This is a genomic window from Pseudomonas sp. BS3782 TE3695 (genome assembly GCF_050435305.1).
Classification (GTDB): domain Bacteria; phylum Pseudomonadota; class Gammaproteobacteria; order Pseudomonadales; family Pseudomonadaceae; genus Aquipseudomonas.
Window position 1 is genome coordinate 4,666,363 of record NZ_JBNDKB010000001.1, and the last position, 26,474, is coordinate 4,692,836.

Below are 26,474 nucleotides of genomic sequence, written 5' to 3' on the forward strand. Positions count from 1 at the left end.
TTCACATAACGCGTCAGGGAATCGACATGCTTTACCGAATCGCCGCTGACGGGCTGGTCCTGTCTCACTTGTTGTTCATTCTGTTCGTGCTCTTCGGCGGGCTGCTGGTGCTCAAATGGCACCACCTGGCCTGGTGGCACCTGCCCGCCGCCGCGTGGGGCGTGATCGTGGAAGTTTTCCACCTGACGTGCCCACTGACCGATTGGGAAAACCTCATGCGCCACGCGGCCGGGCAAACCGGTTATGGCGGCGGTTTTATTGAACATTACGTGTGGCCGATTATTTATCCGGCCGGGCTGACCCCCACGATTCAGCTAGGGTTGGGCAGCGTGGTGCTGGCGATCAACGTGCTGATCTACCTGCGGCTGATCCGCTTATGGAAGCTGCGACATCCGACTCATTCAGGGCACTAACCGCTCTGGTTGAGTTCAGTTGGCAATGACGCTCATGTTCCGGCCACTGGCCTTGGCCACATACAGCGCTTTGTCTGCGGCGCCGATCAAATCTTCGGGCTCGCTCTGCGCTGTCTGGTTGTAGGCACAGACCCCCAGGCTGACCGTGACGAGGCCTTCGGGGCTGCCGCTATGCTTGATGTCGATTTGCTGAACCGCGCGACGGATTTTTTCCGCCACCAGAAACGCCCCCACATAATCGGTGCCGGGCAGCACCACCGTAAACTCCTCACCACCGAATCGTGCAGCAAGATCGCCGGGGCGCTGGATGTTGTCGGTGATGATGGTGCTGATCTTGCGCAAACACTCATCGCCTGCCAAATGGCCGTAGTGATCATTGAAACTCTTGAAATGATCGACATCGATCATCAGCAACGCAAGGCTGGTGTGGGTACGCCTGGCACGACCCATTTCCGCCAGGATGAACAGGTCAAATTGGCGCCGGTTGGAAAGGCCGGTGAGTGCGTCCTCCAGCGCCAGCAACTTGAGGCTATGGTTGACCTCGAGGAGTTTGTCCTGAGCCTCCAGCAATTCGTTCTGAACAGTATTCTGCTGCTTCATGACACGAATCAGGCGATAGCCCAGAACGCTCACAAAACCCAGCAGCAATGAGACGATGCCCGCACTGAGTATTGACTCCTGCCGCCAGCTGGCCAGGACTTCTTCCTTGTCCAGGGCGGTAAAAACGATGAGCGGATAACCCTCGACCCGCCGAAATCCCACCACCCGCTCCACCCCGTCTACATAGGATTTGACGATGGCCGTTCCGGAATTCCCCTTGGGCAATAGCTGGGTAAACAGCGGCCCCTTGGCGACATTGGTGCCGATATCGGCTTCGTTGAACGGTCGGCGAACGACGATGGTGGCGTCGTCGGCGATCAGATTGACCACCCCGTTACTGCCCATGTCGATGCTGTTGTACAGGTCCAGGAAATGGTTGAGATAGATCGAAGCCGCCACCACGCCGGCAAACCGGCCATCGGCATGATTGATCCGGCGTGACACGGTCATGACCCACTCACCGGTCGAGCGACTTCTTATCGATGGACCGACATGAGGACCGCGATCGGGATGATCACGGTGGTAGATGAAATATTCACGGTCGGAATTATTGGCATTGGCCAGCACCACGTTATTGGAGTTGGCGAGCCCGCGTCCTTCTTCGTCGTAAACGAACAGCCCATGGATCTGGGCCAGTTCACTGCGCTGGGCGTGGAGCAAACGTTGCAGTCTGGGAATTTTTGCCGGTTCCATGCCGTCATTTTCGAGGCGGTCCACCACCGCAAACAGCAGCGTATCGGCCTGTTTGATCGATGCTTGTGCCTGCGAGGCCAAGGTTTGCGCCAGGTTGGACATCTCCACTTCGCTGCCGTGCAAATGATACTGACGTGCGTTCCAGCCTTCGCCGATCGCAATGGCCGTCATGGACAGGCACACCGCAACGAGCAGGAAGACTGCGTATCGAACCTTGAGTGTCGACTCAAGCTGCCCGGGCATCCGAGGCGTGGCGAGCCGGGTGCTTTCAATACGGTCTTTGACGGACGGATGCCCCATGACGCTCCCTTAATCCCTTATGACATGGCGAATTTTCCCGTTCGCCCTTTTAGCGCCAGCCAGCCGTGGCTGGCGCTCGGACTACTATGACTCATCAACGAATACGATAGGTGATTTGCACGAAAATGCTCATCGCCAAGATCGAAAGGCTAGCTCTGTGTCTGTTTAACCGCCTCAAGCCAGGCCGGATTCAATCGCGTCTGTTCGGTCTCGATACCCAGCACTTCCATTCGCGCTTTGTGCTGGTCCATTTCACGGGCCAGTTGGCTATGGTCGCTGGAGTTGCCGTCCAGCTGGTGCATCTGGCTCAGCCCCAGATGATAAAAACGCAGCAGCTTCATGGCGTCTGGATCGCCCTTCTCCACTGCCGCCGTGACCTGGTGCATGACGTTGGTGATGCTCATCAGGCTGCGCTTGAGCTGCCAACCGTAGACCGCTGGCGCCATCCATTCCTGGGTCCAGAACGTGCCGCGCATCAGCGCCGCCATCAGCAATAATGCGGCAAACACGCCGCCCACGTTGAAACGCAGATTGTCGCCGCCGGGCTCACCGAACAGCGCCACCGCCGCCGTGGACAGCACCATCGCCAGCGCCAGGAACATCAGGGCGATGATCACCGTGCTGCGCCGCGTCTGGCGTCGGTAGGTTTGAGCATTCATTGGCTGGATTTCGAACATCGCGACGGGGTTCCTTGCGTCAATGGTAAAAGGCGCTGTGGCAAAAAGACTGCAGGGCATTATCGCCTCTGCGAGGGATTTAGCTATGCTGGGGCTCCTTTTCATCTTTCCATGTCAAACGGGGAACATGGCGATACAGCGCAGTTCGTGCCATCTTCTCCATGGATACACACTATTCGGATGCCATGCGCCTGCCGGCGGGTGACATCGTTTTAAGGATCATTGAATGACCCAACGACATGTAATCAACGCCTCGGTCAGCCCAAAAGGCAGCCTGGAAACACTGTCCCAACGTGAAGTACAGCAACTGAGCGAAGCCTCATCCGGCATCACCTACACCCTTTTTCGCCAATGCGCCCTGGCCATCCTCAATACCGGCGCCCACGTCGATAACGCCAAGACCATTCTGGAAGCCTACAAAGACTTCGAAATCCGCATTCACCAGCAAGACCGTGGCGTACGCCTGGAATTGCTGAACGCCCCGGCCGACGCTTTCGTCGATGGCGAAATGATCGCCAGCACTCGCGAAATGCTTTTCAGCGCCCTGCGCGACATCGTCTACACCGAAAACGAACTCGACGCCTTGAGCATCGACCTGAGCACTTCCCAAGGCATCAGCGACTACGTCTTCCACTTGCTGCGCAATGCCCGCACCCTGCGCCCCGGCGTCGAGCCGAAAATCGTGGTGTGCTGGGGCGGCCACTCGATCAACACCGAGGAATACAAATACACCAAGAAAGTCGGCCACGAGCTCGGCCTGCGCAGCCTGGACATCTGCACCGGTTGCGGCCCGGGCGTGATGAAAGGCCCGATGAAAGGCGCGACCATCGCCCACGCCAAACAGCGCATCCACGGTGGTCGCTACCTCGGCTTGACCGAACCCGGGATCATCGCCGCCGAAGCGCCGAACCCGATCGTCAACGAACTGGTGATCCTGCCAGACATCGAAAAGCGTCTGGAAGCGTTCGTGCGCGTCGGCCACGGCATCATCATTTTCCCGGGTGGCGCAGGCACGGCTGAAGAGTTCCTGTACCTGCTTGGCATCCTGATGCACCCGGACAACGAAGGCCTGCCCTTCCCTGTGGTCCTCACCGGGCCGAAAAGCGCCGCGCCGTATCTGGAGCAATTGCACGCCTTCGTCGGTGCCACCCTCGGTGAAGCCGCGCAGCAACACTACGAGATCATCATCGACGACCCGATAGAAGTGGCGCGGCAAATGACTCAGGGCCTCAAAGAGGTCAAACAGTTCCGCCGCGAGCGCAACGACGCATTCCATTTCAACTGGCTGCTGAAGATCGACGAAGGCTTCCAGCGCCCCTTCGACCCGACCCACGCCAACATGGCCAACCTGCAACTGAGCCGCAACCTGCCGTCCCACGAACTGGCCGCCAACCTGCGCCGCGCGTTCTCCGGCATCGTCGCCGGCAACGTCAAGGACAAGGGCATCCGCCTGATCGAAGAACACGGGCCGTACCAGATCCGTGGCGATGCCGCCGTCATGCAGCCACTGGACAAACTGCTCAAAGCGTTCGTCGCCCAGCACCGGATGAAACTGCCGGGTGGCGCGGAGTATGTGCCGTGTTATCAGGTGGTGGCGTAACAATATTGATGTGAGCTTTAACATCACCCCTGTGGGAGCGGGCTTGCTCGCGAAGGCGGCGTAACAGTCGACATCTCTGTTGAATGTTAAGCAGCTTTCGCGAGCAAGCCCGCTCCCACACTTTGACAAGAAACCCCGCGTGATGCGGGGTTTCTTGTTTTTTGGGGAGTGTGTCAGTGGAGCCCATTGTGGCGAGGGAGCTTGCTCCCGCTGGGTTGCGAAGCGACCCCAAATCCTGCAACCGCATTTTTTCTGGCACACCGCGTATACCGATTTTGCGACTGCTGCGCAGCCGAGCGGGAGCAAGCTCCCTCGCCACAGATGCCCAATCACTTCCGATCCTGTGTCAGACAGACGGATCGAGATTATCCAGCACCCGGTTCACCGCCAACTCCCCGAGCATGACCACCGATTGAATCCCCAACATCATGTTGCGATGTGGCATGTCCATCAACCCGGCGAACTCGCTGAGCATCATGCTCGCTGACGCCAGGGACTCGCAGGCGTTGACCAGCAGGGTTTCGTTATCGACCTCGGCGCCGACATGGTAAATGGTGCTGGGTTTGCGCTTGGTGTCTTTGGGGATGGGCGGCTTGAGGTAGTAATCGAGGGCGCGGTCGGCGGCTTCGTTGAGTTTTTTCGAATCGAGGGATTCGTAGGGGGATGTTGGATCGGTTTCCGGTGGATTTGGTGTTGGTTTGAACATATGACGCTCCTAGAGTTATGGAGCCGCTACAAATCGCTGCTAAACGAAAAAGAGGTGGCGGCTGTACGCGGGTTAGCAGACCAGGACTCTAGAACCCGGCGCACCGAAGTGCCCCACGCAAAGCCGCCATAACATGAACGGTTAACGTTGTACGTCTAGAGATGACCCGGGCTGCTAAACCCGATCGCTGATTCGTCAGCGACCCGGAAACGATAGAGCCCGGCCTCAAGGCGCACAAGCCGGCGGATTCTGGCGTAGTCGTAGGCAACGGCGCAAGGATGTGTAGCCTGAGTGAGTATCTGGAGATGTCGATTAAACATCCCTTGTTTATCGGTCTCACTTCGGGTTCTGTAGTGGATGGGCTGGCCTCTTCGCGAGCAAGCCCGCTCCCACAGTTGATTTGTGTCGGTCACAAATAATGGGTCCACAGAAGATCCAGTGTGGGAGCGGGCTTGCTCGCGAAGAAGCCCGAAAAAACACCCTCCAACTTTCGGTCAAACCACCGGATAAATAAATTCGTCGCCTTTCCCTTCTACCACTACGCCCGAAGCAAACAAATAAATCTGCCCCAAATCCGCCCCCTTTTCCTTTATTCCCTACTCCCCCAAAACTACAGTTCAATAAAACTAAACGCCTGACGAAACGCTTGCTCTGTCGTGGGGGCTGCCTCTAATTTTTTCAAAGCCTCCTCTAGTGACAAAGGCATATCGTAAGGCTTCATCCCGCGACGAACGGCTATGCCATACAGCGCATACTCTTCATCATCACTATGTTCCCAATAAGGTACCCTACCGATGATCTGATAGATTTTAAAAATTTCATCATCAAACTCCATTAGGTCATACAGAAAATATGGCGCGTTTTCTAAGGTGGCACTCTGAGCGCACCAGATTTGGAACTCAGTTTTACTGATAGCCTCACAAAATAGACAGACAAGTACGAACCCCATCAACTCGTCGTTATAGCGCTCGAAATTCAACATAATTACATTCCTCCTCCCATAGCTTCGCCACCGATATGCCCCGTCTTTTTATGTACCATCTCAGGAATCAATTGCATTCGGCCGTTATCCTGATGGTGATGCCATGTGTAACCATCAATTTTCCTAGCGCCCATTTCAATCTGCTGCAACTGTTTGGCGGAAAAACTAGATTTTTTCACTTGCCCCTGTTGAATCGCCCCAAACAAATCCTTCGTTGCAAGTTTCATTTGCTGTTCATAACTTGCCGCTTTAAATAAATCATTTGAAATCCTCGTATCAAATGTAGCGACATCATCAAAAATGGGGAATCCTCTATTATCAAAAACGACTCCAGTTACTGGATGGCGCTGCCCTGCCAGATGGACGTTCCTTCCGTCAATTGGTGGAACTGTTGATGAGATAACATTGTCGCGACCATAAGTAGTTTCAAGATCAACTCTTACCGTTTGGGGATTATATGGAGCGTCCGAGCCGCTGCCTTTTACTCCCGTAACCCTCGTCTCACCCGCAACCAACTCCGCCAGACTACCCCCAGCCTTCGGCTTGAGTCCACCCTCGGCGGTTTCGTAATAAAAGCCCCCATCAGCGCCAACGACTTCAGTATTACCGGTCTTGGCATCAACGACCCGACGATAACCCGCTGGAAGTGAGGCAAGCTCGGCACTATCAACCGCTCTGCCTGCCGCCCCCAACTTCGCCAGCGTCTTAACCCGGTTCACCGGAAGGAAGTTCAACGCAAATTCAACATCGCTTTGCGCACGGATCGCGGCGCTGGCGGCGGTGTTGCCCTGCATGTCATAGAGGCTCGCCAACGCCATTTTGGTTTGGCTCGCCTCGACGCTGCTCATCAAAGAGTCGACCGGGTGTTTGGTCAGCCCTGCCAGGCCATTGACGATTTGTTCGCTGCCTTGCGCCGGATTGCTCAGCAAAGCCCACGCCGAACCCGCTGCCTCCGACAATGCCTTCCCCGCACCTTGGGTGCTGCCGCTTACCGTTCCCCAATCCGTCAGGCCCGGGCCGCCCGCCAGGTTCTTGCGGTAGTAATTGGCGTATTCATAACCGAGATCGCCTGTGAATAGCCCTTGCAGGTTGATGGCATTGATTGAGTTGTCCGCGTACTGCGCCGCATGGGTGCTGCTGTAGTTGGCGATTAACGCGGCGGTTTCGGTGGGTGTGTAGGTTTTCGCGGGACCGATTGCCGGAATATCCGTCGCTGCTGCGGGTGCGTACGTGGCGCCCAGCGGTGAAAGCGCGATGCCCAAGTGTTTGACCGTCACAGCATCGGGCGCAGCACCTTGGCCACTCAGCACACCGTTCCAGTCTTTGTCGGTGTAATACACCAGCGCTTTGGCCAGGCGTCTTTCCGCTTCTGCAGGGCTGAGTCCGGCTTCCTTCGCCAGACTGTCCGCCTGTTTCTTCAGAAGCGGGATTTCGTCCGGATGAAGCTGACGGTTGTACTGATCGGCCATCAGCGAAACCCAGGCCGCTTTCTCGACATCTTTACCGGCAAGACCGGCGGCGGTCAGGCCGACGATTTGTGCGGCGGCCTCGCGATATTCCGGCTGCGTTTTGAAGACATCATTTAAAGCGCCAGCCATGGCCTGGCTGGCACCGGCGGCCACTGCACCGGTCGCGAAGTCGCCGCCGGTGGCCGAGGACATCGCGCCGCCCATCATGGCGTGCAGCGCGGTTCGTCCGGCGCCCCCCTCGGCCCACAGCGCCATGCCGACCGAGTCTTTATTGGCCGCAGCCTTGAGGTACTCTTTCTGAGCGAAGCTGCCGACCTGGCTGAACCCCACTGCCGCGGCAACGGTCCCGGCCTGGGCCACGAGTTCATCGACCAGGTTATCGCCCAGGCTGCCGCCGTTGACTGCGGTTTTGACCACGCCTGAGGTAACGCCTTGTGCGCCGGCATGCACGGCGAAACCACCTATGCCCTCAAGGGTGGATAAGTCAAAACCCTTGGTGATGCTGTTGTAAGGCTTGGTTGTCCCGCCCAATTTCGGGTCGATCACGCCGGTGGTAAACCCTGCGACCATCCCGGAAATGGCGGCATTTTTCAGGCTGTCGCTGCTGAAAGTGTCTTTAACAGCCGCGCCCAGATTACCCTTGTTGTTGATGACGCTAACGGCACCCGTGCTGGCCATGGAAGTCATCGCCGCCGTGGCCATGACGTTGCCCCAACCAGCCCCTACATAGGTCGCCCCGGCGGCCACGGCCTCGGCAGTCGTCGCCGCCGCCATGGCGGAGGCGGTGCCGGCCTGAGCCCCGGCCGCCGCGCCAGCCAGACCACTGGCCGCACCTGCGGTGAGGATCGTCACGATGATGATGATCGCCAGCATCGCGCCCTGGCCCAGGCTGGAGTGGCTGTACTTGAAGGAGTCATGCACCTCCTTCACTTGGCGCCAGTCCACATCTCCGCGTTTTTCCGCTTCCTTGACCCAGGCCAGTTGCGGGTCGGCCTTGACCATCGCATCGATGGTCTGGCTGACGGTGTTTTGATTGATCTGTTTGATGTCGATTTTCAGCCCATCGACAGCCCGTATGGCCAACGAACCTTGGGCAATCAGCGTGCTCTGACGCAACGTTTCATCGGTATTGCCCTTGCCCTTGGAGCTGGTCCAGGCCAGGTCGCTCTTGCTCTTGGTGTGGCTTTCGTCGTGGTAGTCCTTGACCCCCTCAAAGGCGATGGCACCGCCGCTTTCAAGGATCAGGTCTTTGCCACTGTTGAGCTTGGCGACCTGGTAGCGCTGATCGCCGGCACTGGCGAGAGTGAGACGGCCGCCGGTGTTGATCTCGGTACCGACGTGGGTGATCTGAGTGACTTCATCGCGCTGGGCCTTCTTGGCGCCCCAGTTACCCTTCTCCTTCATGTCATACAGCGTATGCGTACTGTCCTGCGCGGCCAGCAGGCTCAGCTTGTTGCCGCTGTACAGATACGCTTCGTTGCCGGCGCTGATCTTGCTGGCGATGAGGTTGATGTCACGAGCGGCCTGGGCGTTGAAGTTGTTGCCCGCACTCAGGATGCTGGCGGCCTGGGTGGTGCGGTCGTTTTCTTCGGTGATGCGTTTTTTGCCGTCCTTGGTTTTGCTGGCGACGTTGTGGATGTCGTCGGCAGAGGTCACGTTGAAGTCCTGGCCGGCCTTGACGGTCAGGTTGTTCCCGGCCTTGACCTGACTGGCGATGACATTGACGTCGCGGCCCGCATCCACGGTCAGGTCGCCGCCGACAGTAACGGTCGCGGCGAGGTTCTTCACGTCAGTGGTGATGCTCGACTTGTGGCCGCCGTCGCTGAATTCGTGTTTCTCGCTGGTATCGGTCTTGGCCGCCAGGTTGATGTCCCGGCCTGCTGTCAGGGTCGCGTTGCCGCCACTGCTCAAGGCGCCGTGGTTGGTCAGGTCGCGGCCGGCCGCAACGGCCAGGTTTTCCCGGGCGCTGATGCTGCTGCCCGCATCGGTCAGGGTGCGCATGCCGGCGCCGTCACGAACCTGAATCGCAGTGCGGTCGTTGATGATGTCGCCCTTGAGCGCGACAAGGCTGACCTGGCTGGCGCGGATCTCGCCGGCCATGGCGTTGCGAATGCTGTCTTGCGCCAGCATTTGCAGGTCGTTGCCAGCCTCGACCAGCCCGCCCTGGTAGACGCTGCCGGCGCTTTGGACGTTGAGGTTGTTGCTGGCGCGAAGCGTGCCGACGTTGACCAGATCGCCGCCGGTGAACAGGTTCAAGTCCCGGCCCTGGATCAGGCTGCTGCCGCGTACGTTGCGGTTATCCGCCTGGGCCAGGTACAGCACCGGCACGAGGACTTTTTGCCCGTCGACGATGCGGTTTTCCATCCAGACAATGTCATGGGTCAGCGCGCTGACCTGCTCGCCCGTCAACGAGACGCCAAGGCTCAGGCGCAGTGCGTCTTTGCTGGCGAGGGCGTTATCCATCAGGTAGCGGTATTGCTCGTAATCGCTGGTCAAACCGCCGGCGAGAAACCGCTGGCCGGTTTTCGCCAGCACCGCATCGCGAATCAGGCGCTGCTCGTAAAGGCCATCGCCGAGTCGACGCCAAGTGCTGTCGGCGTTGACGTTCAACTGCTTGAGCAGGTAGTCCGAACCAAAGAACTGCGACAGGTTCGTGAGGTTCGGGTTGGTCTCGATCAGGTAGCGGCTGGTCGGGTCGGGGTTCTTGATGAACAACCCGTAATCGCCCTTGGGCGTTTGGAAATTCGGCCCGGCCGTCGGGTCCACGGAGGTGAAAGGTAGCCCGCTGTAATCCACCGGTTTGAAGACGGTCTGTACGCTGCCATCCGCCGCGATACGCTCGATGGGTTGCACAGCGGCAGGCGTCACGGCGGTGGCACTGGTCGCCTGCGGGTTGAGGTTGATATTGATCTCGCCAACCCCGATGCCCGTCTGGTCGTCGCCCAGCGTACCGGTCAGTTGTTCGAGCGTGTTCTGGTGCAGCGTTCCGTTTTGCACGGTACGCGTGACGCTGAAGTTGACGGTGGCGCCGGCCTGAATCGTGGCGGCGTAGGTCGGCTCAGGGTTGTCGGTCCAGACGGTGACGTTGCTGCGCTCCTGGAAGCGGCTGTCGCTGGAACGCGATTTCAGCAGTTCGAAGCGGGCGTCGTCGTAGTTCCCGGCGGCAACGGCCGCGTTGAAGGCCGGGACGTCGACGTACTCCATCTGATCCCAATAACCGGTGGAAATGCGCCTCGGTGTACGGATCACGATGGTGTTCTGCCCGGTGCGAGTGGACGCGCCCTGGTTGAGCAGGTCATCGGCAATGATGGTCAGGTTGTTGTTGGCGGCCAGCAGGCTGTAGCGGTTTTGCACGCTTGAGGCCTGGATGTTGAGGTCTTTGCCTGCAACCAGGCGCGCCGAAGCAGAGTCTTTGATGGCGCGCTCGATGAACGTTTGGCCGATGGTGATCCAGCCGCGTTTGAAGGAGTCATGTCCGCCACAGTGTTGGCTGCACGCCCACCTCAAGGTGCCGCTTACCCGTTGTTGTTCCAGCTCGAATTCGGCCTTGGCGTTTTCCAGCGAGACGGCGTGAAGGCTGATGTTGCCTTGGCTTTCGACGGTCCCGGAGAGGTTTCTGAAGCTTTGCGCGGCGGCGCCGTCGATGCCGGCGAAACTTAGATTGCCGGCGCTGTAGAGGTCGCCATACCCGTTGAGCAGGCTACTGGCGCGCAGGGTCATGTCGCCGCCGCTGAACAGCAATGTATCGGCGCCGTTGGTGATGCCGCCGGTGGCGGTGAGGTTGACTTTGCCTTGGGCACCCAGTGTGCCGTGGTTGTCGATTTGCGCCGCGTCGATGCGCAGGTTCTGGCGGGCAGTCAGGTAACCGAGGTTATCCAGCGTACCGCTCAGGTTGAGGCGTGTGTCGGTGCCGGCCCCCATGCGTCCGCCGTTCTGGCGGACATCATGGGCGGTGATAGCCAGCATTTTTTGCGCGGATAACCGACCGCTGTTGAACAGATCGCCCGTAAGGTTCAGCGTGAGGTCGCCATCGCTGAGCAGCTCGCCGCCGTTGCTCAGGCTACCAAGGTTGAGCACCAGTGCCGTGCTGCTGGCCAGGCGATCGCCAGACTGAAGCGTCAGCAAATCGCTGGTGTAAGTCAGGGCCTCGTTGAGCTGTGCATGCCCCAGCCCATTCACTGCGCCAAAGTTCCAGTCGCCGCTGCCCAGGCCGGTGATATCACCACCGGCACCGGTCAGGCGATCAAGGTGCAGGGTAAATAACCCGGTGTTGGCGTGTTCGAGGGTCCCGGTACGGTTATCCAGCGAGCTGGATTTGAAACTGAACGACGAGTTACCGACCTCGATGGTGCCGTTGTGGTTATTGACGGTGTCGCTGAAATCGAGCGTGCTGATGTCGTCTGTAGAGACGCGAAGAGTACTGACGTTGTTGCCCAGCGCACGGATTCGCCCCGAAGCGCTGTTGTCCAGCGTGCCGCCCTGGAGTGCAAGCCAGGTGTTGGATTCGATCAGTCCGCCCTGGTTGGTCAGTTGGTCGGCCGTCAGGTCCACGGTGTTGCCACTGAGCTGTCCGCCGCTGTTGTCCAGCGTGGAGCCTTTGAACACCAGCGCGGTCTTGGCGAAGAGTTTGCCGGCGCGGCTGGTCAGTGAATCGACGGTCAGCTTCAGTTCGCCCGCCAGGCTGGAGATCATGCCGGCCTTGGTGCCGTCGCTGCTGTTATCGAGATTGCTGGCGGTCACCTCGACGCTGTCGCCCTGGATCGTGCCGCCCAGGTTGCCGATGCTGCCCTTACCGAGCTTCAGGCTGGCAAGCCCACCGTCGGCGAGAATAACGCCGCCGCTGTTGTCCAGTCGGTTCCCGCGGTAGGTCAACCCGCCAGTCCCTGCGACCAGTTGCCCCTTCTGACCGTTGAGCAAAGTGCTCGCCTGAAGGTCCAGTCGCTGGCCGCGAATCGTGCCGCCCTGGTTATCGATCAGGCTCGCGCCGGTGACGGTGGCCGTGTTGTTGCCGGCGTCGATCACACCGGTCAGATTGCTCAACAGGTTGCTGACATTCAGGACAACGTCGCCGCCATTGCTGACCAGTGCGCCCTTGCCGTTGTTGATCAGGCGTTGAGCATCGACCTGGATGGTTTTACCGAGCACTGTGCCCGCGCTGTTGTCCAGCCAGCCACCTTGCAGCAAAAGGCCGCCGTCGCTCTGAATGCGCCCTTTGTTATTGAGCAACTGCGCCTTGATGGCCGCCGGATCGAAGATCAGGCTCATGCCCTGGGCGCCTGCCGCCAGCAGCCCCGCGTTGCTGTTGTCGAGCCCCGAGGCGTTCAGATCAACGCGCTCGCCGACGATTTTCCCGCCGCGGTTGTCGACCTGCCCACCCGGCGCGCGAATGCTGACCTTGGTCCCCAGCACGCTGCCGAGCTGGTTATCGAGGCTCGAGGCTTGCAGATCGAGGTCACCGTTGACCGCCAGCAGCCTGCCGCCCTGGTTGATGACCTCTTGGCCCGTGACTGAAAGCTGGTTTTGCGCCTGGAGAGTGCCCGAAGTGTTATCGAACCTGCCGCGGGTGTTCACCCGCGCATTACCGGCGCTGGCAGAAAGCAGGCCGGCGCGATTATCAAGCGTGGTGGTATCGACGATGAGGCCGCCAGCGTCGATTTGCCCGCCACGGTTATCCAGCTGGCGGGCGGTGATTGTCAGGCTGCCGCCCAGCACCTGGATCAGGCCTTCGCGGTTGTCCAGGCTGTCGAGTTGCAAGGACGCCGCCTGCCCCGCGCCAAAGCGGATCACCCCTGCCAGGTTGACGATGGCGGGTGTAGTGATCACCAGCGACCGCTCACCGACGATTCGCGCAGCAGCGCCCTGATTGGTAACCCGGGCGCTGGTCAGATCGACCGCCGCGCCCTGAACCACGCCTTGATTGGTCAGGGTTGTGCTCGCACGGATACTCAACGAGCGACTGGCTTCAAGACTGCCGCTGTTGGTCACGGAGGGGCTGGTGATGCTCAGGTCGCCCGTGGTGTTGCGGCTGTTATCGGCCTCGATGCCCGCGGCAATCACGCCGGAGTTACTGAGTTTGTCGGCATTGATGTCGATGCGGTTGCGAGCGGCCAGACTCTGCCGGTTGACCAGCTCGCCGGGCGTACGTACATCGACGCTGCCGGCGTAAGCCTTGCCGGTCATCTCGACACTCTGCGCGTTGACCCGCAAGGCACCTTGGGCCGATGTCTGCGCGATGCTCAGATGGCCACCGGCATCGATTTGAATATCGCCGGCACTGGCGGCCATGTTGCCCGCCAGCTTGACCCCGACGCCCTGCTCGGTGCCCACCAGTTTGATGGTGTTGGCATACATCCCGCCCAACGCCGCCGCATCGATTGCCAGTTGAGGCTTGTCGGCATCACGGGCCGCGCGAGGGGTAGTGGCCAAGCTGTCGGCGTTGACGTTGTTGGCACCGGTAATGACATTCAATTGCCGGGCATGGATGTCTGCGTTGATCTTCGCCGAACGGGTAATCAGGTCGAATTGATCAATGTTGGCCGCATCAAGCCCCATGCCATCGATGGTGATGCTGCCGCCATCAACCTCGAAGTGATCAAGCTTGCCGCTGCCGTCGAGTACAGGCTTGCCGGTGCTGAGGGTCACACGCGGCGTGTTGATGAAGCCGCAACCGTTACAGCTCACGCCGTAAGGGTTGGCGATGATGACCCGAGCTGACTGGCCTGCCACTTCGGTGTAGCCGTTGAGCTGGCTGGGGCTACCGCCGTTGACTTCGTTGAGAATGGTGCCGGCTGCCCGTCCACCGAGCTGGCTGTTGCCCAGAATGTGGCCGCCCAGTTGGGTGTTCTGCACTGCGTTTGTCGCGTTGTTGAGGATCACGCCCTGGCGACCGACGTTGTAATCCTTGAACTGGTTGTGCGAGAGCCCGGCAGCGTTGGGCGCGGCAATATTGATCACCGGTACGCCGTTGCCGGCCTGCCCTATGCCGGTCTGGGTGTTGCCACTGACGGCGATGCCTTCGGCCTGGGCCCAGATCGGCTGCCAGAACATGACGTTCGCCAGCAGCAATGCCAGCCAGCGTTTGGGCATGCCCAGGAAGTGCGTGCGAGGGGCCACGGCAGCCGAAGGCTGGCGGGACAGAAAGGCAAGCTGGTGAACGTCCATATTCAGAATCTCGACGCGATAACAAATGAATTAAAGAAACAGGTCGACCTGGAAATAGATCGGCGCCTCGCGCTCGGTGAGCACGGTGGGGCGTTCCAGTGAGTGGGCGAACGTCACGCGAGTGGCGAGGTACTTGCCACGGGCGAAGAGTTCCAGAGAGTTGCTGGACATTCGGCCATGCACTTCGCTGTTGTATCGGTCATTGCTGATCACGCCTTGGTCATAGCCGACACTGGTGCCGTACTCGCTCAGTGCCGGGCGCAGCCAATCGACCGTCACCGGGCGGGTCCAGCGCAATTCGTTGCGCCAGTAGCCGCCGCTGTCTCCGGATAAAAACTGGTCTTTATAGCCACGCACCGATGAACTGCCACCCAGGCTGATGCGTTGCGGGCTGAACAACACGTCTTCGCTGCGCTGGCCCGTGGCGAGGCTGCTGAACGTGAAGGACTCGCCCAGCCAGTTGAACGGCAACAGGTAACTGGCCGTGGCGGTGTACTTTCGATAGCGAGCGTTGGCGGTAAGATTGCCGGCATCATCACGACGCTGGTCGTTGCCTTGTGCATCCAGCGCGCCTATGCCCTGCTGCATGCCCAGGTCCAGGTTGACGAACGACTGGCCAATACGCCGGCCGTGGTTGATACCCAACTGGGCTTCGGTAATACGCTGGCTGCTGTTATCCAGGCGGCTATCTTCGATGTAGTTGTTAGTGCGCAGATGGGCGAAGCCGGCATTGATCGACGTTTTGCTCACCGCATCGCGATGGACGAGGCGCTCGGCGCGAAATTGATGATTCTCGCTGTCGCCGCTCTGGCTGAAGTTGAAACCATTGCCTTGGGCCTGGGAGCGGTATTCGCTCTGGCTGTAGGTATAACTGAAGTTCCACCAGCCCCAAGGCACGTTGTAATAGAGCATGGCGTTTTTCGAGGTTTTCTGGTGATCGCTCAACGCGTCATGGCCGCCGCGCAACATCAACTGGTCGGCCATCCCCAGCGGGCTGTCCCACTCAAAGCCTGCGCCCCACTGCTGTTCACCGGTGCTTTTCTGACCGTCGTTGTTACGTGAGAGGTTGGCACGCCAAGGCTTTTGCGGGGTGTTCTTGACCAGCACGTTACTGCCGCCGACCTGAACGCCGGGGGTCAGTTCCATTTGCGCCTGGTTGGAGGGCAAGCGGTTCAACTGATCCACCAGTTGTTCTATTTCACGAAGATTGAGCAATTCGCCCGTTTTACCGGGGAAGGTCATGGACAGTTCCCGATCGGAGATATGGCTGTCGTCAGCGCCCTTCAAACCTTCGAGTTTGCCCTCGACTACAAACACACTTAAGTGGCCGCTGGAGAGGTCTTGCTGCGGCAAGTAAGCGCGGCTGGTGATCATGCCCTTGCCGATGTAATAGTCGGTGATGACCTTGAGCAATTCGTTGAGTTGCGAGACGCCCAGGCATTGACCGATATAAGGCTTGAGCAAGCGCTCGCGGTCGGCAGCGGACAGACTGTCGGCGCCCTTGAGTTCGATGTCTTTGATAGGAAAGCAACGGGTATCCGCCGGGGCGCCCGGTATTGCGGGCAATGTTGGCTTGCCCGGCAGTTCCTTGAGTTCTTCCAGTCGACGCTGTTGTTCTTCGATCAGGCGGTTCTGGCGATCGCGGATCAGGTCCTGGTCACCCGGCGTTGGCAGGCTCGCGCCATAGGTGCTGCTCTGCATACTCAGGTTAAACAATAGCGCGCACAGCACCGGCCACATCCGTGGGGAGATAAACATAACGCTCCATGTCATAAAGTGCTGAGGGCGCAAATCAATGCCCGCAGGAGAAGGGTCGTAGACGCCCTGAAATTGATGTCAGAAATACTGGCTAAATGACGCCAGCCATCATGGACGGTAAACAGACCGCACACATTTTGAAAAATTCAGCCGACAAGGAAATTAATATCAATTGTGTCAGACCAACTGAACCACACGGCGGGCTCGATACAGCAGCGAGAGGCTTGCCCCCGTTGGGTTGCGGCCAGCAGGGTTTCGTTATCGACCTCGGGTCGACGTGGAAAAGAGTGTCGTTTAAACAATGCTTGTTTAGTGGCCTGAGCGTTGTAATGACTGTACTGGCCTCTTCGCGAGCAAGCCCGCTCCCACAGGGGATCTTCGGTGAACACTGTCTGTGTACGCCTGAGATCCAATGTGGCAGCGGGCTTGCCCGCGAAGAGGCCCGAAAAGCCCCTCCAGCTTTCGGTCAAACCACCAACCGCGCCGCAAGTGACTTGGCCTGGCTCGCCACGTCGGTCACTGCCGTGCTCTCCCACCACATCCCGCGCAGCGGCGGGCCCATGGCGAACAAACGGTTGGCGACCTGCCCATCAGCGCCTGACACCGCGCCGTCATCCGCTGCCGCAATGCCCAACGCCAATGGCCCCGGCCGCACCAACCCGCGTGCCAATAGCTGCTGCGGCAATGGCCTCGCCACCCGCCGCCAGTCGTATTCGATGCCGCTGGAATTGATCAGTGCCGCGCCATGCACCACGCAGGTTTCGGCCTCGCCACGGCGACGGATGCGGATACTCACCCCACCGCTCAACGAAGGCTCCAACCCTTTGAACGATGCAGCATGAATCCGCAACCGCCCTTCCCCGTGTAGCCGCGCCACCAACTCGGCACTCAACGGCGGAGAGCGATGGTGATGGCTCTCCCACCACGGCCGCACATGGCGCACGAATTGCCGGCGTTGCACGTCCGTCGCCTGACTCCACAACCGCCCGATGTGCGCCCGCACCGTATCGAGTGGCGCTTGCCAGTCGATGCCTTGGGCGATGGCGTCGCGGCAATGCCGACGCAGTTCGCGCATCAGCTGACGCGGTGTGCGAATGCTGTGATCCTCGGCCAAAAAATCCGCCCAGGCCGGCGGCTGCCTACGCACGTGAGGCAGCAGACCATGACGGGAAAACACTTCGATCGGCCCGCGATGCCCGGCCTGCTCCAGCGACACCACGGCATCGACCATGGTCAGCCCGGAACCGATGATCAGCACCGTCGACTGCGGATCGAGCTGGCGCATGGTGGCCACATCCCACGGATCAAGGGCGGCGGCGTTCAGGCCACTGGATTCGGTCTGCGGCGTGCGTGCGACGGGGAACATACCGGTGGCCAGTACCGCATAGGCGCCTTGCAGGCGTTGCCCATCACTCAAGGTCAATTGCACTGAATCGTCCCGGGTTTGCAGGTCCACCACTTCGGCACGCACATGTTCGACGGTCGAACCGTGCCGCTCACCCACTGCTTGCGCTTCGGCCAGACGCTGCTGCACATAGACCCCAAACAGCCCACGCGGCGGGAACAACTCACTGACTGGCACATGTTGCTGATCCGACTCCGGCCATCCACCCGCCGCGATGTGTTCGGTGAGCCATTGGGTCAAATCATCAGCGTTGTCGGGATCGACACTCATGCGCGCCGCGTTGCCGTTAAGCGTATGCCCCAGTTCGACCGCGCTATAGGCCTCGCCCCGACCGAGTTCGGCGCGGGGCTCGATCACCAGCGCCTGACGCTTGCCCGGCAAACGCAACAACTGCGCCGCCAGCATCGTGCCGCTCAGGCCACCACCGATGATCAGGATATCCGCGTGGCGGATGGGTTTGGTCGCCTGTCCGCTTGGGGTGTCAGTCATGGCGTTCTCACTGGTCAATGTTTGGATAGAAGTCGTGCAGATCGCTTTTTTCGCTGGAGTCGTTCCGACTACAATCTTTATATTTCAAACAGTTAAACAATATTCAGAGAAACACTTGCAGCTTGAACCAACAGTATCCGGTGCTGATCACTGCACAATCAAATCACCACATTACGCACAAACCGCGCCGCCACATCACCCTCGTTGCGGTAGGAATGGGGCTGATTGCTGGCGAACATGAAGAACTCACCAGCGGCGATTTTCTGTGGTTGACCTCCCAGCATCAACGTCAGGCTGCCTTCAAACACATAAATCTGTTCGCTATAACCATCGGCATCCGGCTCCGAGGGGTAATGCTCGCCTGGCTCAAGGCGCCATTCCCAGAGTTCCACTTCACGAGTGGCGGTAGCTTTGGCCAGCAACACCGCTTTACTGCCAGGGATCGTGCCGGCCCAGGCCAGTTCGTTGATGCGACTCGGGTCGCGGGCTTCCGGGGCCTGGATCAAGTCGCTGAAGGCGACGTCCAGCGCTTCGGCCACGCGGTCGAGGGTGGTCAGGCTGACATTCTTTTCGCCCGCCTCGATGGCCACTAGCATGCGACGGCTGACCCCGGACTTTTCGGCCAGGGCACTCTGGCTCAGGCCTGCGGCGTGGCGCAGACGTCGGACGTTCTGGCTGACGTGCTGGAGAACCGACGCCCGTTGGGTGGAATCTTTGTGCACTATATTGCTCACTTGATGGTGTTGCGCAGTATACTGCCCAACTTCCGGCGCATTGTGCGTCTCCCTCAGGTAGCGTGCAAGGTCATGACGTCGGTGAACTCCTCCCCTGCTTCCTCCCGTTTCTCACGGTTCAGCAAAGCTGAGTGCGTGTTGGTGCTGATCACCATGGTCTGGGGCGGGACCTTTTTGCTGGTGCAGCATGCAATGACCGTCAGCGGGCCGATGTTTTTCGTCGGTCTGCGTTTTGCCGCGGCAGCGATTCTCGTTGCCCTGTTCTCCTGGCGTCATCTGCGCGCACTGACCCTGTTCGAACTCAAGGCCGGGGCGTTTATCGGCGTGGCGATCATGCTCGGTTACGGCTTGCAGACCGTGGGTTTGCAGAGCATCCCCAGCAGTCAGTCGGCGTTTATTACCGCGCTGTATGTGCCGTTCGTGCCGTTGCTGCAATGGCTGGTGCTGGGTCGGCGGCCGGGGTTGATGCCGAGCATCGGGATCATGCTGGCCTTCACCGGGTTGATGCTGTTGTCGGGGCCGTCCGGCGCTTCGTTCAATTTCAGCCCCGGTGAAATCGCCACATTGATCAGCGCCGTGGCAATCGCGGCAGAGATCATTCTGATCAGCACCTATGCCGGTCAGGTCGACGTGCGCCGGGTGACGGTGGTGCAACTGGCGGTGACTTCGGTGCTGGCGTTTCTGATGGTGGTGCCGACTCAGGAAGTGATTCCGGAGTTCTCCTGGTTGCTGTTGTGCAGCGCATTGGGCCTGGGCGCGGCGAGTGCGGCGATTCAGGTGGCGATGAACTGGGCGCAGAAGAGTGTTTCGCCGACCCGGGCGACGCTGATCTACGCCGGAGAGCCGGTGTGGGCCGGGATTGTCGGGCGGATCGCCGGGGAGCGGTTGCCGGCGATTGCGTTGGTGGGCGCGGGGTTGATTGTCGCGGCGGTGATTGTCAGTGAGTTGAAGACCAAGGGTAAGGTTGTTGCGGCGCAAGAGGATTTGGAGCGGGAAACGCTAGGGTAAGACCCGATATCTGCGGCGCCTGATAGATCGTCTTCGCGAGCAAGCCCGCTCCCACAGGGGATCTGCGGTGTACACACAATGGGTGTCGCACCGAAATCCTAATGTGGGAGCGGGCTTGCTCGCGAAGGGGCCGGGACAGGCGAAATCGCGCTCCCTGAAACAACATGAATCCGGATTTTTCCGTCTATCTTGTAGGATTCTGCGACAGCTTGGCGTTTGGTGATCAGGGAACTGGCACGTATGATGCTTCACAAACTTCCGCAGATTAGAAGCCTATGTCTCTGATAGTTCTACTGCTTCTGCCTTTTATCGGCAGCTGTCTGGCAGCCTTGCTGCCGCACAACGCGCGTAACACCGAATCGCTGTTGGCTGGCCTGGTGGCCCTGATTGGCACCGTCCAGGTCGCGCTCTTGTACCCGCAAATCGCCGATGGCGGCGTGATCCGCGAAGAGTTCTTCTGGCTACCCAGCCTGGGCCTGAACTTCGTGCTGCGCATGGACGGTTTCTCCTGGCTGTTCTCGATGCTGGTGCTGGGCATCGGCACGCTGGTTTCGCTATACGCCCGCTACTACATGTCGCCGGATGATCCGGTGCCGCGTTTCTTCGCGTTTTTCCTGGCGTTCATGGGCGCCATGCTGGGGTTGGTGATCTCCGGCAACCTGATCCAGATCGTATTTTTCTGGGAGCTGACCAGCCTCTTCTCATTCCTGCTGATCGGCTACTGGCACCACCGCGCCGATGCGCGACGTGGCGCCTATATGGCGTTGATGGTCACCGGTGCCGGTGGTTTGTGTTTGCTGGCGGGGGTCATGCTGCTTGGCCATGTGGTCGGCAGCTATGACCTGGACAAGGTCCTGGCCGCCGGCGATCTGATTCGCGTACATGCCCTCTACCCTATTCTGCTGCCCCTGATCCTGATCGGCGCCTTGAGCAAAAGTGCGCAATTCCCCTTCCACTTCTGGCTGCCCCACGCCATGGCTGCGCCGACACCGGTCTCGGCGTATCTACACTCGGCGACCATGGTCAAAGCCGGCGTGTTTCTGCTCGCACGCCTGTGGCCGTCGCTGTCCGGCAGTGAAGAATGGTTCTACATCGTCAGCGGGGCCGGCGCCTGCACGCTGTTGCTCGGCGCTTACTGCGCAATGTTTCAGAACGACCTCAAGGGCCTGCTGGCTTACTCGACCATCAGCCACCTGGGCCTGATCACGTTGCTGCTGGGCCTGAACAGTCCGCTAGCCGCCGTGGCCGCGGTGTTCCATATTCTCAACCACGCCACGTTCAAGGCCTCGCTGTTCATGGCCGCCGGAATCATCGACCACGAAAGCGGCACCCGGGACATTCGCAAACTCAGCGGCCTGATCAAACTGATACCGTTCACCGCCACCCTGGCCATGGTCGCCAGTGCGTCCATGGCCGGCGTGCCGCTGCTCAACGGTTTCCTCTCCAAAGAGATGTTCTTCGCCGAAACCGTGTTCATCAACGCGACGGCCTGGATCGAGATGACCCTGCCGATCGTCGCGACCATCGCCGGGACGTTCAGCGTCGCCTACTCCCTGCGCTTCACTGTCGATGTGTTCTTCGGCCCGACCGCCACCGACCTGCCGCACACCCCGCACGAGCCGCCACGCTGGATGCGCGCGCCGGTGGAATTGCTGGTGTTTACCTGTCTGGTGGTGGGGATCTTCCCCGCTCAAGTGGTCGGCCCGTTGCTCGCGGCGGCGGCATTGCCAGTGGTGGGCGGTACGCTGCCCGAGTACAGCCTGGCGATCTGGCACGGCTGGAGCGCGCCGATGATCATGAGCCTGATCGCCATGTCCTGCGGCATCATCCTCTATCTGCTGTTGCGCAATCAGCTCAAGCGCGGGCGCTTCTCGCACCCGCCGGTGATCAGCCATTTCAACGGCAAGCGCCTGTTCGAGCGCGGCCTGGTGATCATGATGCGCCTGGCCCGTCGTCTGGAGCGGCGGATCAGCACCCGGCGCCTGCAAACCCAATTGTTCCTGGTAGTGCTCGCCGCCGTACTGGCCGGGTTGATCCCGATGCTGCACAGCAGCCTGAGCTGGGGTGACCGGCCGAAAATTCCGGGTTCGATCGTGTTCGTGACCCTCTGGCTGCTGGCGATTGCCTGTGCTCTTGGCGCGGCGTGGCAAGCGAAGTATCACCGGCTCGCGGCCCTGACCATGGTCAGCGTCTGCGGCCTGATGACCTGCGTGACCTTCGTCTGGTTCTCGGCGCCGGATCTGGCCCTGACGCAATTGGCGGTGGAAGTGGTGACCACGGTGTTGATCCTCCTCGGCCTGCGCTGGCTGCCACGACGGATCGAAGAGGTGTCACCATTGCCGAGCAGCCTGCGCAAGGCACGCATCCGCCGTATCCGCGACTTGCTGCTGTCGATCGCGGTCGGTGGCGGCATGGCGCTGCTGTCCTACGCGATGCTGACACGCCAGACGCCAAACGACATTTCCTCGTTCTACCTCAGTCGCGCCCTGCCCGAAGGCGGCGGCAGCAATGTGGTCAACGTGATGCTGGTGGATTTTCGTGGCTTCGACACCCTCGGCGAAATCACCGTGCTGGTGGCGGTGGCCCTGGCCGTGTTTGCCCTGCTGCGACGCTTCCGTCCACCGAAAGAAAGCCTGCAGCTGCCGGCCCAACAGCGCTTGCTGGCACCCGACGTGGTCACCGATCTGGTCAACCCGCGTCACGCCAGCGACACCGCGCTCGGTTTCATGATGGTGCCAGCGGTGCTGGTGCGTCTGCTGCTGCCGATTGCATTTGTGGTGTCGGTCTACCTGTTCTTGCGCGGGCACAATCAACCCGGTGGCGGTTTCGTCGCCGGTCTGGTGATGTCGGTGGCGTTCATCCTGCAATACATGGTCGCTGGTACCCAGTGGGTCGAGGCGCAAATGAGCCTGCGGCCGCTGCGCTGGATGGGCACCGGGCTGCTGTTCGCTACGGTCACCGGGCTCGGGGCGATGGCGGCCGGGTATCCATTCCTTACCACTCACACCTGGCATTTCGCATTGCCGCTGCTCGGCGAGATTCACATCGCCAGCGCGCTGTTCTTCGACATTGGTGTGTACGCCGTGGTGGTCGGCTCGACGCTGCTGATTCTGACCGCCCTCGCCCACCAATCGGTACGCGGTCATAAAACCAGCGCGCAACCCAAGTCCGTGGCCAAAGCAGCTGTCACGCAAGGAGCCATCTGATGGAAGAAGTCATCGCAATCGCCATTGGCGTGCTGGCCGCGTCCGGTGTGTGGCTGGTGCTGCGGCCACGGACATTCCAGGTGGTCATGGGCCTGTGCCTGCTGTCCTACGGCGTCAACCTGTTCATCTTCAGCATGGGCAGCCTGTTCATCGGCAAGGAGCCGAACATCAAGGACGGCGTGCCGCAGGATTTGCTGCACTACACCGACCCGTTGCCGCAAGCGTTGGTGCTGACCGCGATCGTCATCAGCTTCGCCATGACCGCGTTATTCCTGGTAGTGCTGCTCGCCTCCCGGGGCCTGACCGGTACCGACCATGTGGATGGCCGGGAGCCTAAAGAATGAATCCAATGGCGCACCTGATCGCAGCCCCCATTCTGCTACCGCTGCTGACCGCCGCGGTGATGCTGATGCTGGGTGAGAAACACCGCCCGCTAAAGGCCAAAATCAATCTGTTCTCCAGCCTGCTGGGGCTGGGCATTGCCGTGATGCTGCTGCAATGGACGCAAACCACCGGCGTACCGGGCTCCATCGGTGTGTACCTGCCGGGCAACTGGCAGGTGCCGTTCGGTATTGTGCTGGTGGTCGATCGTTTGTCGGCGCTGATGCTGGTGCTGACCGGAATCATCGGTGTCAGCGCGTTGCTGTTCGCCATGGCCCGCTGGGACGGTGCCGGGTCGAGTTTCCACGCGCTGTTCCAGATTCAGTTGATGGGCCTGTACGGCGCCTTCCTGACAGCAGACCTGTTCAACCTGTTCGTGTTTTTCGAAGTGCTGCTGGCCGCCTCTTACGGGCTGATGCTGCACGGTTCGGGCCGGGCGCGGGTGTCATCGGGGCTGCATTACATCTCGATCAACCTGCTGGCCTCGTCGCTGTTTTTGATTGGCGCGGCGTTGATCTACGGCGTCACCGGCACGCTGAACATGGCCGACCTGGCACTGAAAATCCCACTGGTGCCCGAAGCCGATCGCGGCTTACTGCATGCCGGCGCGGCCATTCTGGCGGTGGCGTTCCTGGCCAAGGCCGGGATGTGGCCGCTGAACTTCTGGCTGGTGCCGGCCTACTCCGCGGCCAGCGCGCCCGTGGCGGCGATGTTCGCGATCATGACCAAGGTCGGCGTCTACACCTTACTGCGCCTGTGGACGCTGCTGTTCTCCGGCCAGGCCGGGGCATCCGCTTACTTCGGTGGCGACTGGCTGATCTACGGCGGCATGGCGACCATCGTCTGCGCCGCCGTGGCGATCCTCGCCGCGCAACGCCTGGAGCGCATGGCCAGCCTGAGCATTCTGGTATCGGCAGGCATCCTGTTGTCGGCCATCGGTTTCGCCCAGCCGAACCTGATCGGCGCGGCGCTGTTCTATCTGGTCAGCTCGACCCTGGCCTTGAGCGCGCTGTTCCTGCTGGCCGAATTGATCGAACGCTCGCGGTCGGCCAATGAAATGCCGCTGTTCGATGAAGGAGAGTTGCTGCCACGGCCCCTGGAATCCTTATATCCGCCCAAAGGCTTCAACCTCGATGACGACCGCAAAGCCGTGGTCGGACAGGTGATTCCCTGGACCATGGCGTTTCTCGGTTTGAGCTTTATCGCCTGCGCCCTGCTGATCATCGGCATGCCGCCGCTTTCCGGGTTTATCGGCAAACTCAGTCTGCTCAGCGCCCTGCTCAATCCGTTGGGTCTGGGTAATGGCGGCGACGAACCGGTTTCGAACGGCGCGTGGAGTTTTCTCGTTCTGTTGATCTTGTCCGGGTTGGCCTCGTTGATCGCTTTCTCACGTTTGGGGATCCAGCGTTTCTGGACCCCGCAAGAACGTCCATCACCCTTGTTGCGGCGCCTGGAATGTGCGCCGATCGTCATTCTGCTGGGGCTGAGCATTGCGTTGACGTTCAAGGCTGAACCACTGCTGCGCTACACCCAAGCGGCGGCCGATGCATTGAACAACCCGCAGCAATACGTGATGGCGGTGCTCGAAACCCGTGTGATTCCGAATCCGCAAGCCACGGCAGCACTGTTGGAGGTGCAACCATGAAGCGCCTGTTTCCTGCACCGTGGCTGTCGCTAGCGTTGTGGCTGCTGTGGCTGGTGTTGAACCTGTCAATGAGCCCCGGCAATCTGCTGCTGGGCGCGATATTAGGGCTCTGTGCCCCACTGATGATGCGCAAGCTACGGCCGCGGCTGGTCCGTATTCGTCGGCCAGGGGTAATTCTGCGTTTGTTCTTGCTGGTCGGGCGCGACGTGATCGTGTCCAACCTCGCCGTGGCCTGGGGCGTGCTCAACGCAGGCCGTCGTGCGCCTCGCTCGCGGTTCATCAAGGTGCCGCTGGATTTGCGCGATGCCAACGGCCTGGCGGCGCTATCGATCATCTGCACGGTGGTGCCCGGCACGGTCTGGTCGGAACTGGCGCTGGATCGCAGCATTCTGCTGGTGCATGTTTTTGATCTGGACGACGAAAGCCACTTCATCCAGCACTTCAAGGCGACCTACGAGCGCCCCTTGATGGAGATCTTCGAATGAGCCCATTGCTGTCGAACGCGATCCTGCTGAGCCTGTTCATCTTTTCGATGGCGATGATTCTGACGCTGATCCGGCTGTTCCAGGGCCCATCGGCTCAGGACCGGGTTCTGGCGCTGGATTACCTGTACATCATCGCCATGCTGATGATGCTCACGTTGGGTATTCGTTATGCCAGTGACACTTATTTCGAGGCGGCGCTACTGATCGCCTTGTTCGGCTTCGTCGGCTCGTTCGCCCTGGCCAAATTCCTGCTGCGTGGCGAGGTGATCGAATGAGGCCTGAATTGTCTCTGTGGGTGGAAATTGCGGTGGCGATTCTGCTGGTGCTCAGCAGCCTGTTTACGCTGATCGGCGCGGCCGGATTGCTGCGGATGAAGGACTATTTCCAGCGCATGCATCCACCGGCGCTGGCTTCTACCTTGGGCGCGTGGTGCGTGGCACTGGCTTCGATCATTTATTTTTCGGCGCTCAAGTCGGCACCGGTGCTGCATGCCTGGCTGATTCCGGTTCTGTTGTCGATCACCGTGCCGGTGACCACACTGCTGCTGGCTCGGGCGGCGCTGTTTCGCAAGCGCATGGCGGGAGATGATGTGCCGGCTGAGGTGAGTAGTCGGCGCACGGAAACCGGAAGTTAAGATCAAAAGATCGCAGCCTTCGGCAGCTCCTACAGAGCGTACGCCGACCCAATGTAGGAGCTGCCGAAGATCAAAAGATCTCAGCCTTCGGCAGCTCCTATAGAGCGTACGCCGATCCAATGTAGGAG

At 60.1% G+C, this 26,474-nt stretch carries 17 protein-coding genes; 9 read left to right on the forward strand and 8 right to left on the reverse strand.

Annotation, left to right across the window (positions count from 1 at the left end; all coding sequences use genetic code 11):
* Nucleotides 1–26 precede the first annotated feature (26 nt).
* Nucleotides 27–413: a DUF2784 domain-containing protein gene (locus ABH909_RS21005; protein WP_429436635.1), complete on the forward strand. Its 387-nt coding sequence runs from the start codon at nucleotides 27–29 to the stop codon at nucleotides 411–413.
* Nucleotides 414–428: 15 nt separating this feature from the next.
* Here ABH909_RS21005 and ABH909_RS21010 read toward each other — a convergent pair whose 3' ends face one another.
* Both ABH909_RS21010 and ABH909_RS21015 read right to left on the reverse strand, forming a co-directional pair.
* Nucleotides 429–2,006 (reverse strand): sensor domain-containing diguanylate cyclase, encoded by a 1,578-nt coding sequence (locus ABH909_RS21010; protein ID WP_429436638.1) that lies wholly within the window; start codon nucleotides 2,004–2,006, stop codon nucleotides 429–431.
* A 149-nt stretch (nucleotides 2,007–2,155) separates the two neighbouring features.
* Nucleotides 2,156–2,683 (reverse strand): DUF3087 family protein, encoded by a 528-nt coding sequence (locus tag ABH909_RS21015; RefSeq protein WP_429436641.1) that lies wholly within the window; start codon nucleotides 2,681–2,683, stop codon nucleotides 2,156–2,158.
* A 226-nt stretch (nucleotides 2,684–2,909) separates the two neighbouring features.
* Between ABH909_RS21015 and ppnN the strand changes: the two genes are divergently transcribed.
* Nucleotides 2,910–4,283 (forward strand): nucleotide 5'-monophosphate nucleosidase PpnN, encoded by a 1,374-nt coding sequence (gene ppnN / locus ABH909_RS21020; RefSeq protein WP_429436644.1) that lies wholly within the window; start codon nucleotides 2,910–2,912, stop codon nucleotides 4,281–4,283.
* Nucleotides 4,284–4,629: 346 nt separating this feature from the next.
* Here the strand turns inward: ppnN and ABH909_RS21025 are convergent, their stop codons facing one another.
* From ABH909_RS21025 to ABH909_RS21050, 6 genes are all read right to left on the reverse strand, one after another.
* Nucleotides 4,630–4,989: a DUF6124 family protein gene (locus ABH909_RS21025; RefSeq protein ID WP_429436646.1), complete on the reverse strand. Its 360-nt coding sequence runs from the start codon at nucleotides 4,987–4,989 to the stop codon at nucleotides 4,630–4,632.
* A 610-nt stretch (nucleotides 4,990–5,599) separates the two neighbouring features.
* Entirely contained in the window at nucleotides 5,600–5,971 is a 372-nt protein-coding gene (locus ABH909_RS21030) for a hypothetical protein (protein WP_427623069.1), read from the reverse strand.
* A gap of 2 nt (nucleotides 5,972–5,973) precedes the next feature.
* Entirely contained in the window at nucleotides 5,974–14,601 is an 8,628-nt protein-coding gene (locus tag ABH909_RS21035; protein ID WP_429436649.1) for a DUF637 domain-containing protein, read from the reverse strand.
* Nucleotides 14,602–14,631: 30 nt separating this feature from the next.
* On the reverse strand, nucleotides 14,632–16,302 hold the full coding sequence (locus tag ABH909_RS21040; protein ID WP_429440027.1) for a ShlB/FhaC/HecB family hemolysin secretion/activation protein: 1,671 nt from the start codon (nucleotides 16,300–16,302) through the stop codon (nucleotides 14,632–14,634).
* 523 nt (nucleotides 16,303–16,825) lie between these two features.
* Nucleotides 16,826–18,253, reverse strand: a complete 1,428-nt coding sequence (locus tag ABH909_RS21045; protein ID WP_429436651.1) for an FAD/NAD(P)-binding protein — start codon at nucleotides 18,251–18,253, stop codon at nucleotides 16,826–16,828.
* Between the two features lie 158 nt (nucleotides 18,254–18,411).
* The gene (locus tag ABH909_RS21050; RefSeq protein WP_429436654.1) at nucleotides 18,412–18,975 is read right to left on the reverse strand and encodes a helix-turn-helix domain-containing protein; all 564 of its coding nucleotides are present in this window, start codon (nucleotides 18,973–18,975) and stop codon (nucleotides 18,412–18,414) included.
* Nucleotides 18,976–18,990: 15 nt separating this feature from the next.
* Between ABH909_RS21050 and ABH909_RS21055 the strand changes: the two genes are divergently transcribed.
* The 7 genes from ABH909_RS21055 to ABH909_RS21085 all read left to right on the forward strand — a co-directional run bounded on the left by ABH909_RS21055 (nucleotide 18,991) and on the right by ABH909_RS21085 (nucleotide 26,346).
* Nucleotides 18,991–19,995, forward strand: coding sequence for a DMT family transporter (locus ABH909_RS21055; RefSeq protein WP_429440030.1), 1,005 nt, complete (start codon nucleotides 18,991–18,993; stop codon nucleotides 19,993–19,995).
* Between the two features lie 275 nt (nucleotides 19,996–20,270).
* The gene (locus ABH909_RS21060; RefSeq protein ID WP_429436657.1) at nucleotides 20,271–23,201 is read left to right on the forward strand and encodes a monovalent cation/H+ antiporter subunit A; all 2,931 of its coding nucleotides are present in this window, start codon (nucleotides 20,271–20,273) and stop codon (nucleotides 23,199–23,201) included.
* Nucleotides 23,201–23,545: a Na+/H+ antiporter subunit C gene (locus ABH909_RS21065; RefSeq protein WP_008029186.1), complete on the forward strand. Its 345-nt coding sequence runs from the start codon at nucleotides 23,201–23,203 to the stop codon at nucleotides 23,543–23,545. Before ABH909_RS21060 ends, ABH909_RS21065 begins: the two co-directional genes overlap by 1 nt.
* The gene (locus ABH909_RS21070; RefSeq protein ID WP_429436659.1) at nucleotides 23,542–25,227 is read left to right on the forward strand and encodes a monovalent cation/H+ antiporter subunit D; all 1,686 of its coding nucleotides are present in this window, start codon (nucleotides 23,542–23,544) and stop codon (nucleotides 25,225–25,227) included. The genes ABH909_RS21065 and ABH909_RS21070 overlap by 4 nt, the downstream gene beginning before the upstream one ends.
* The gene (locus tag ABH909_RS21075; protein WP_429436661.1) at nucleotides 25,224–25,712 is read left to right on the forward strand and encodes a Na+/H+ antiporter subunit E; all 489 of its coding nucleotides are present in this window, start codon (nucleotides 25,224–25,226) and stop codon (nucleotides 25,710–25,712) included. The genes ABH909_RS21070 and ABH909_RS21075 overlap by 4 nt, the downstream gene beginning before the upstream one ends.
* Nucleotides 25,709–25,987 carry a K+/H+ antiporter subunit F gene (locus tag ABH909_RS21080; protein ID WP_429436664.1) on the forward strand — a complete coding sequence of 93 codons (279 nt, stop codon included), beginning with the start codon at nucleotides 25,709–25,711 and terminating at the stop codon, nucleotides 25,985–25,987. Before ABH909_RS21075 ends, ABH909_RS21080 begins: the two co-directional genes overlap by 4 nt.
* Nucleotides 25,984–26,346 carry a Na+/H+ antiporter subunit G gene (locus tag ABH909_RS21085; RefSeq protein ID WP_008067690.1) on the forward strand — a complete coding sequence of 121 codons (363 nt, stop codon included), beginning with the start codon at nucleotides 25,984–25,986 and terminating at the stop codon, nucleotides 26,344–26,346. The genes ABH909_RS21080 and ABH909_RS21085 overlap by 4 nt, the downstream gene beginning before the upstream one ends.
* Nucleotides 26,347–26,474: the final 128 nt, after the last annotated feature.

Coding starts and splice junctions, on each gene's coding strand:
- ABH909_RS21005 (WP_429436635.1), top strand. CDS start 27: ATGCTTTACCGAATCGCCGCTGACGGGCTGGTCCTGTCTCACTTGTTG.
- ABH909_RS21010 (WP_429436638.1), bottom strand. CDS start 2,006: ATGGGGCATCCGTCCGTCAAAGACCGTATTGAAAGCACCCGGCTCGCC.
- ABH909_RS21015 (WP_429436641.1), bottom strand. CDS start 2,683: ATGTTCGAAATCCAGCCAATGAATGCTCAAACCTACCGACGCCAGACG.
- ppnN (WP_429436644.1), top strand. CDS start 2,910: ATGACCCAACGACATGTAATCAACGCCTCGGTCAGCCCAAAAGGCAGC.
- ABH909_RS21025 (WP_429436646.1), bottom strand. CDS start 4,989: ATGTTCAAACCAACACCAAATCCACCGGAAACCGATCCAACATCCCCC.
- ABH909_RS21030 (WP_427623069.1), bottom strand. CDS start 5,971: ATGTTGAATTTCGAGCGCTATAACGACGAGTTGATGGGGTTCGTACTT.
- ABH909_RS21035 (WP_429436649.1), bottom strand. CDS start 14,601: ATGGACGTTCACCAGCTTGCCTTTCTGTCCCGCCAGCCTTCGGCTGCC.
- ABH909_RS21040 (WP_429440027.1), bottom strand. CDS start 16,302: ATGCAGAGCAGCACCTATGGCGCGAGCCTGCCAACGCCGGGTGACCAG.
- ABH909_RS21045 (WP_429436651.1), bottom strand. CDS start 18,253: ATGACTGACACCCCAAGCGGACAGGCGACCAAACCCATCCGCCACGCG.
- ABH909_RS21055 (WP_429440030.1), top strand. CDS start 18,991: ATGGTGTTGCGCAGTATACTGCCCAACTTCCGGCGCATTGTGCGTCTC.
- ABH909_RS21060 (WP_429436657.1), top strand. CDS start 20,271: ATGTCTCTGATAGTTCTACTGCTTCTGCCTTTTATCGGCAGCTGTCTG.
- ABH909_RS21065 (WP_008029186.1), top strand. CDS start 23,201: ATGGAAGAAGTCATCGCAATCGCCATTGGCGTGCTGGCCGCGTCCGGT.
- ABH909_RS21070 (WP_429436659.1), top strand. CDS start 23,542: ATGAATCCAATGGCGCACCTGATCGCAGCCCCCATTCTGCTACCGCTG.
- ABH909_RS21075 (WP_429436661.1), top strand. CDS start 25,224: ATGAAGCGCCTGTTTCCTGCACCGTGGCTGTCGCTAGCGTTGTGGCTG.
- ABH909_RS21080 (WP_429436664.1), top strand. CDS start 25,709: ATGAGCCCATTGCTGTCGAACGCGATCCTGCTGAGCCTGTTCATCTTT.
- ABH909_RS21085 (WP_008067690.1), top strand. CDS start 25,984: ATGAGGCCTGAATTGTCTCTGTGGGTGGAAATTGCGGTGGCGATTCTG.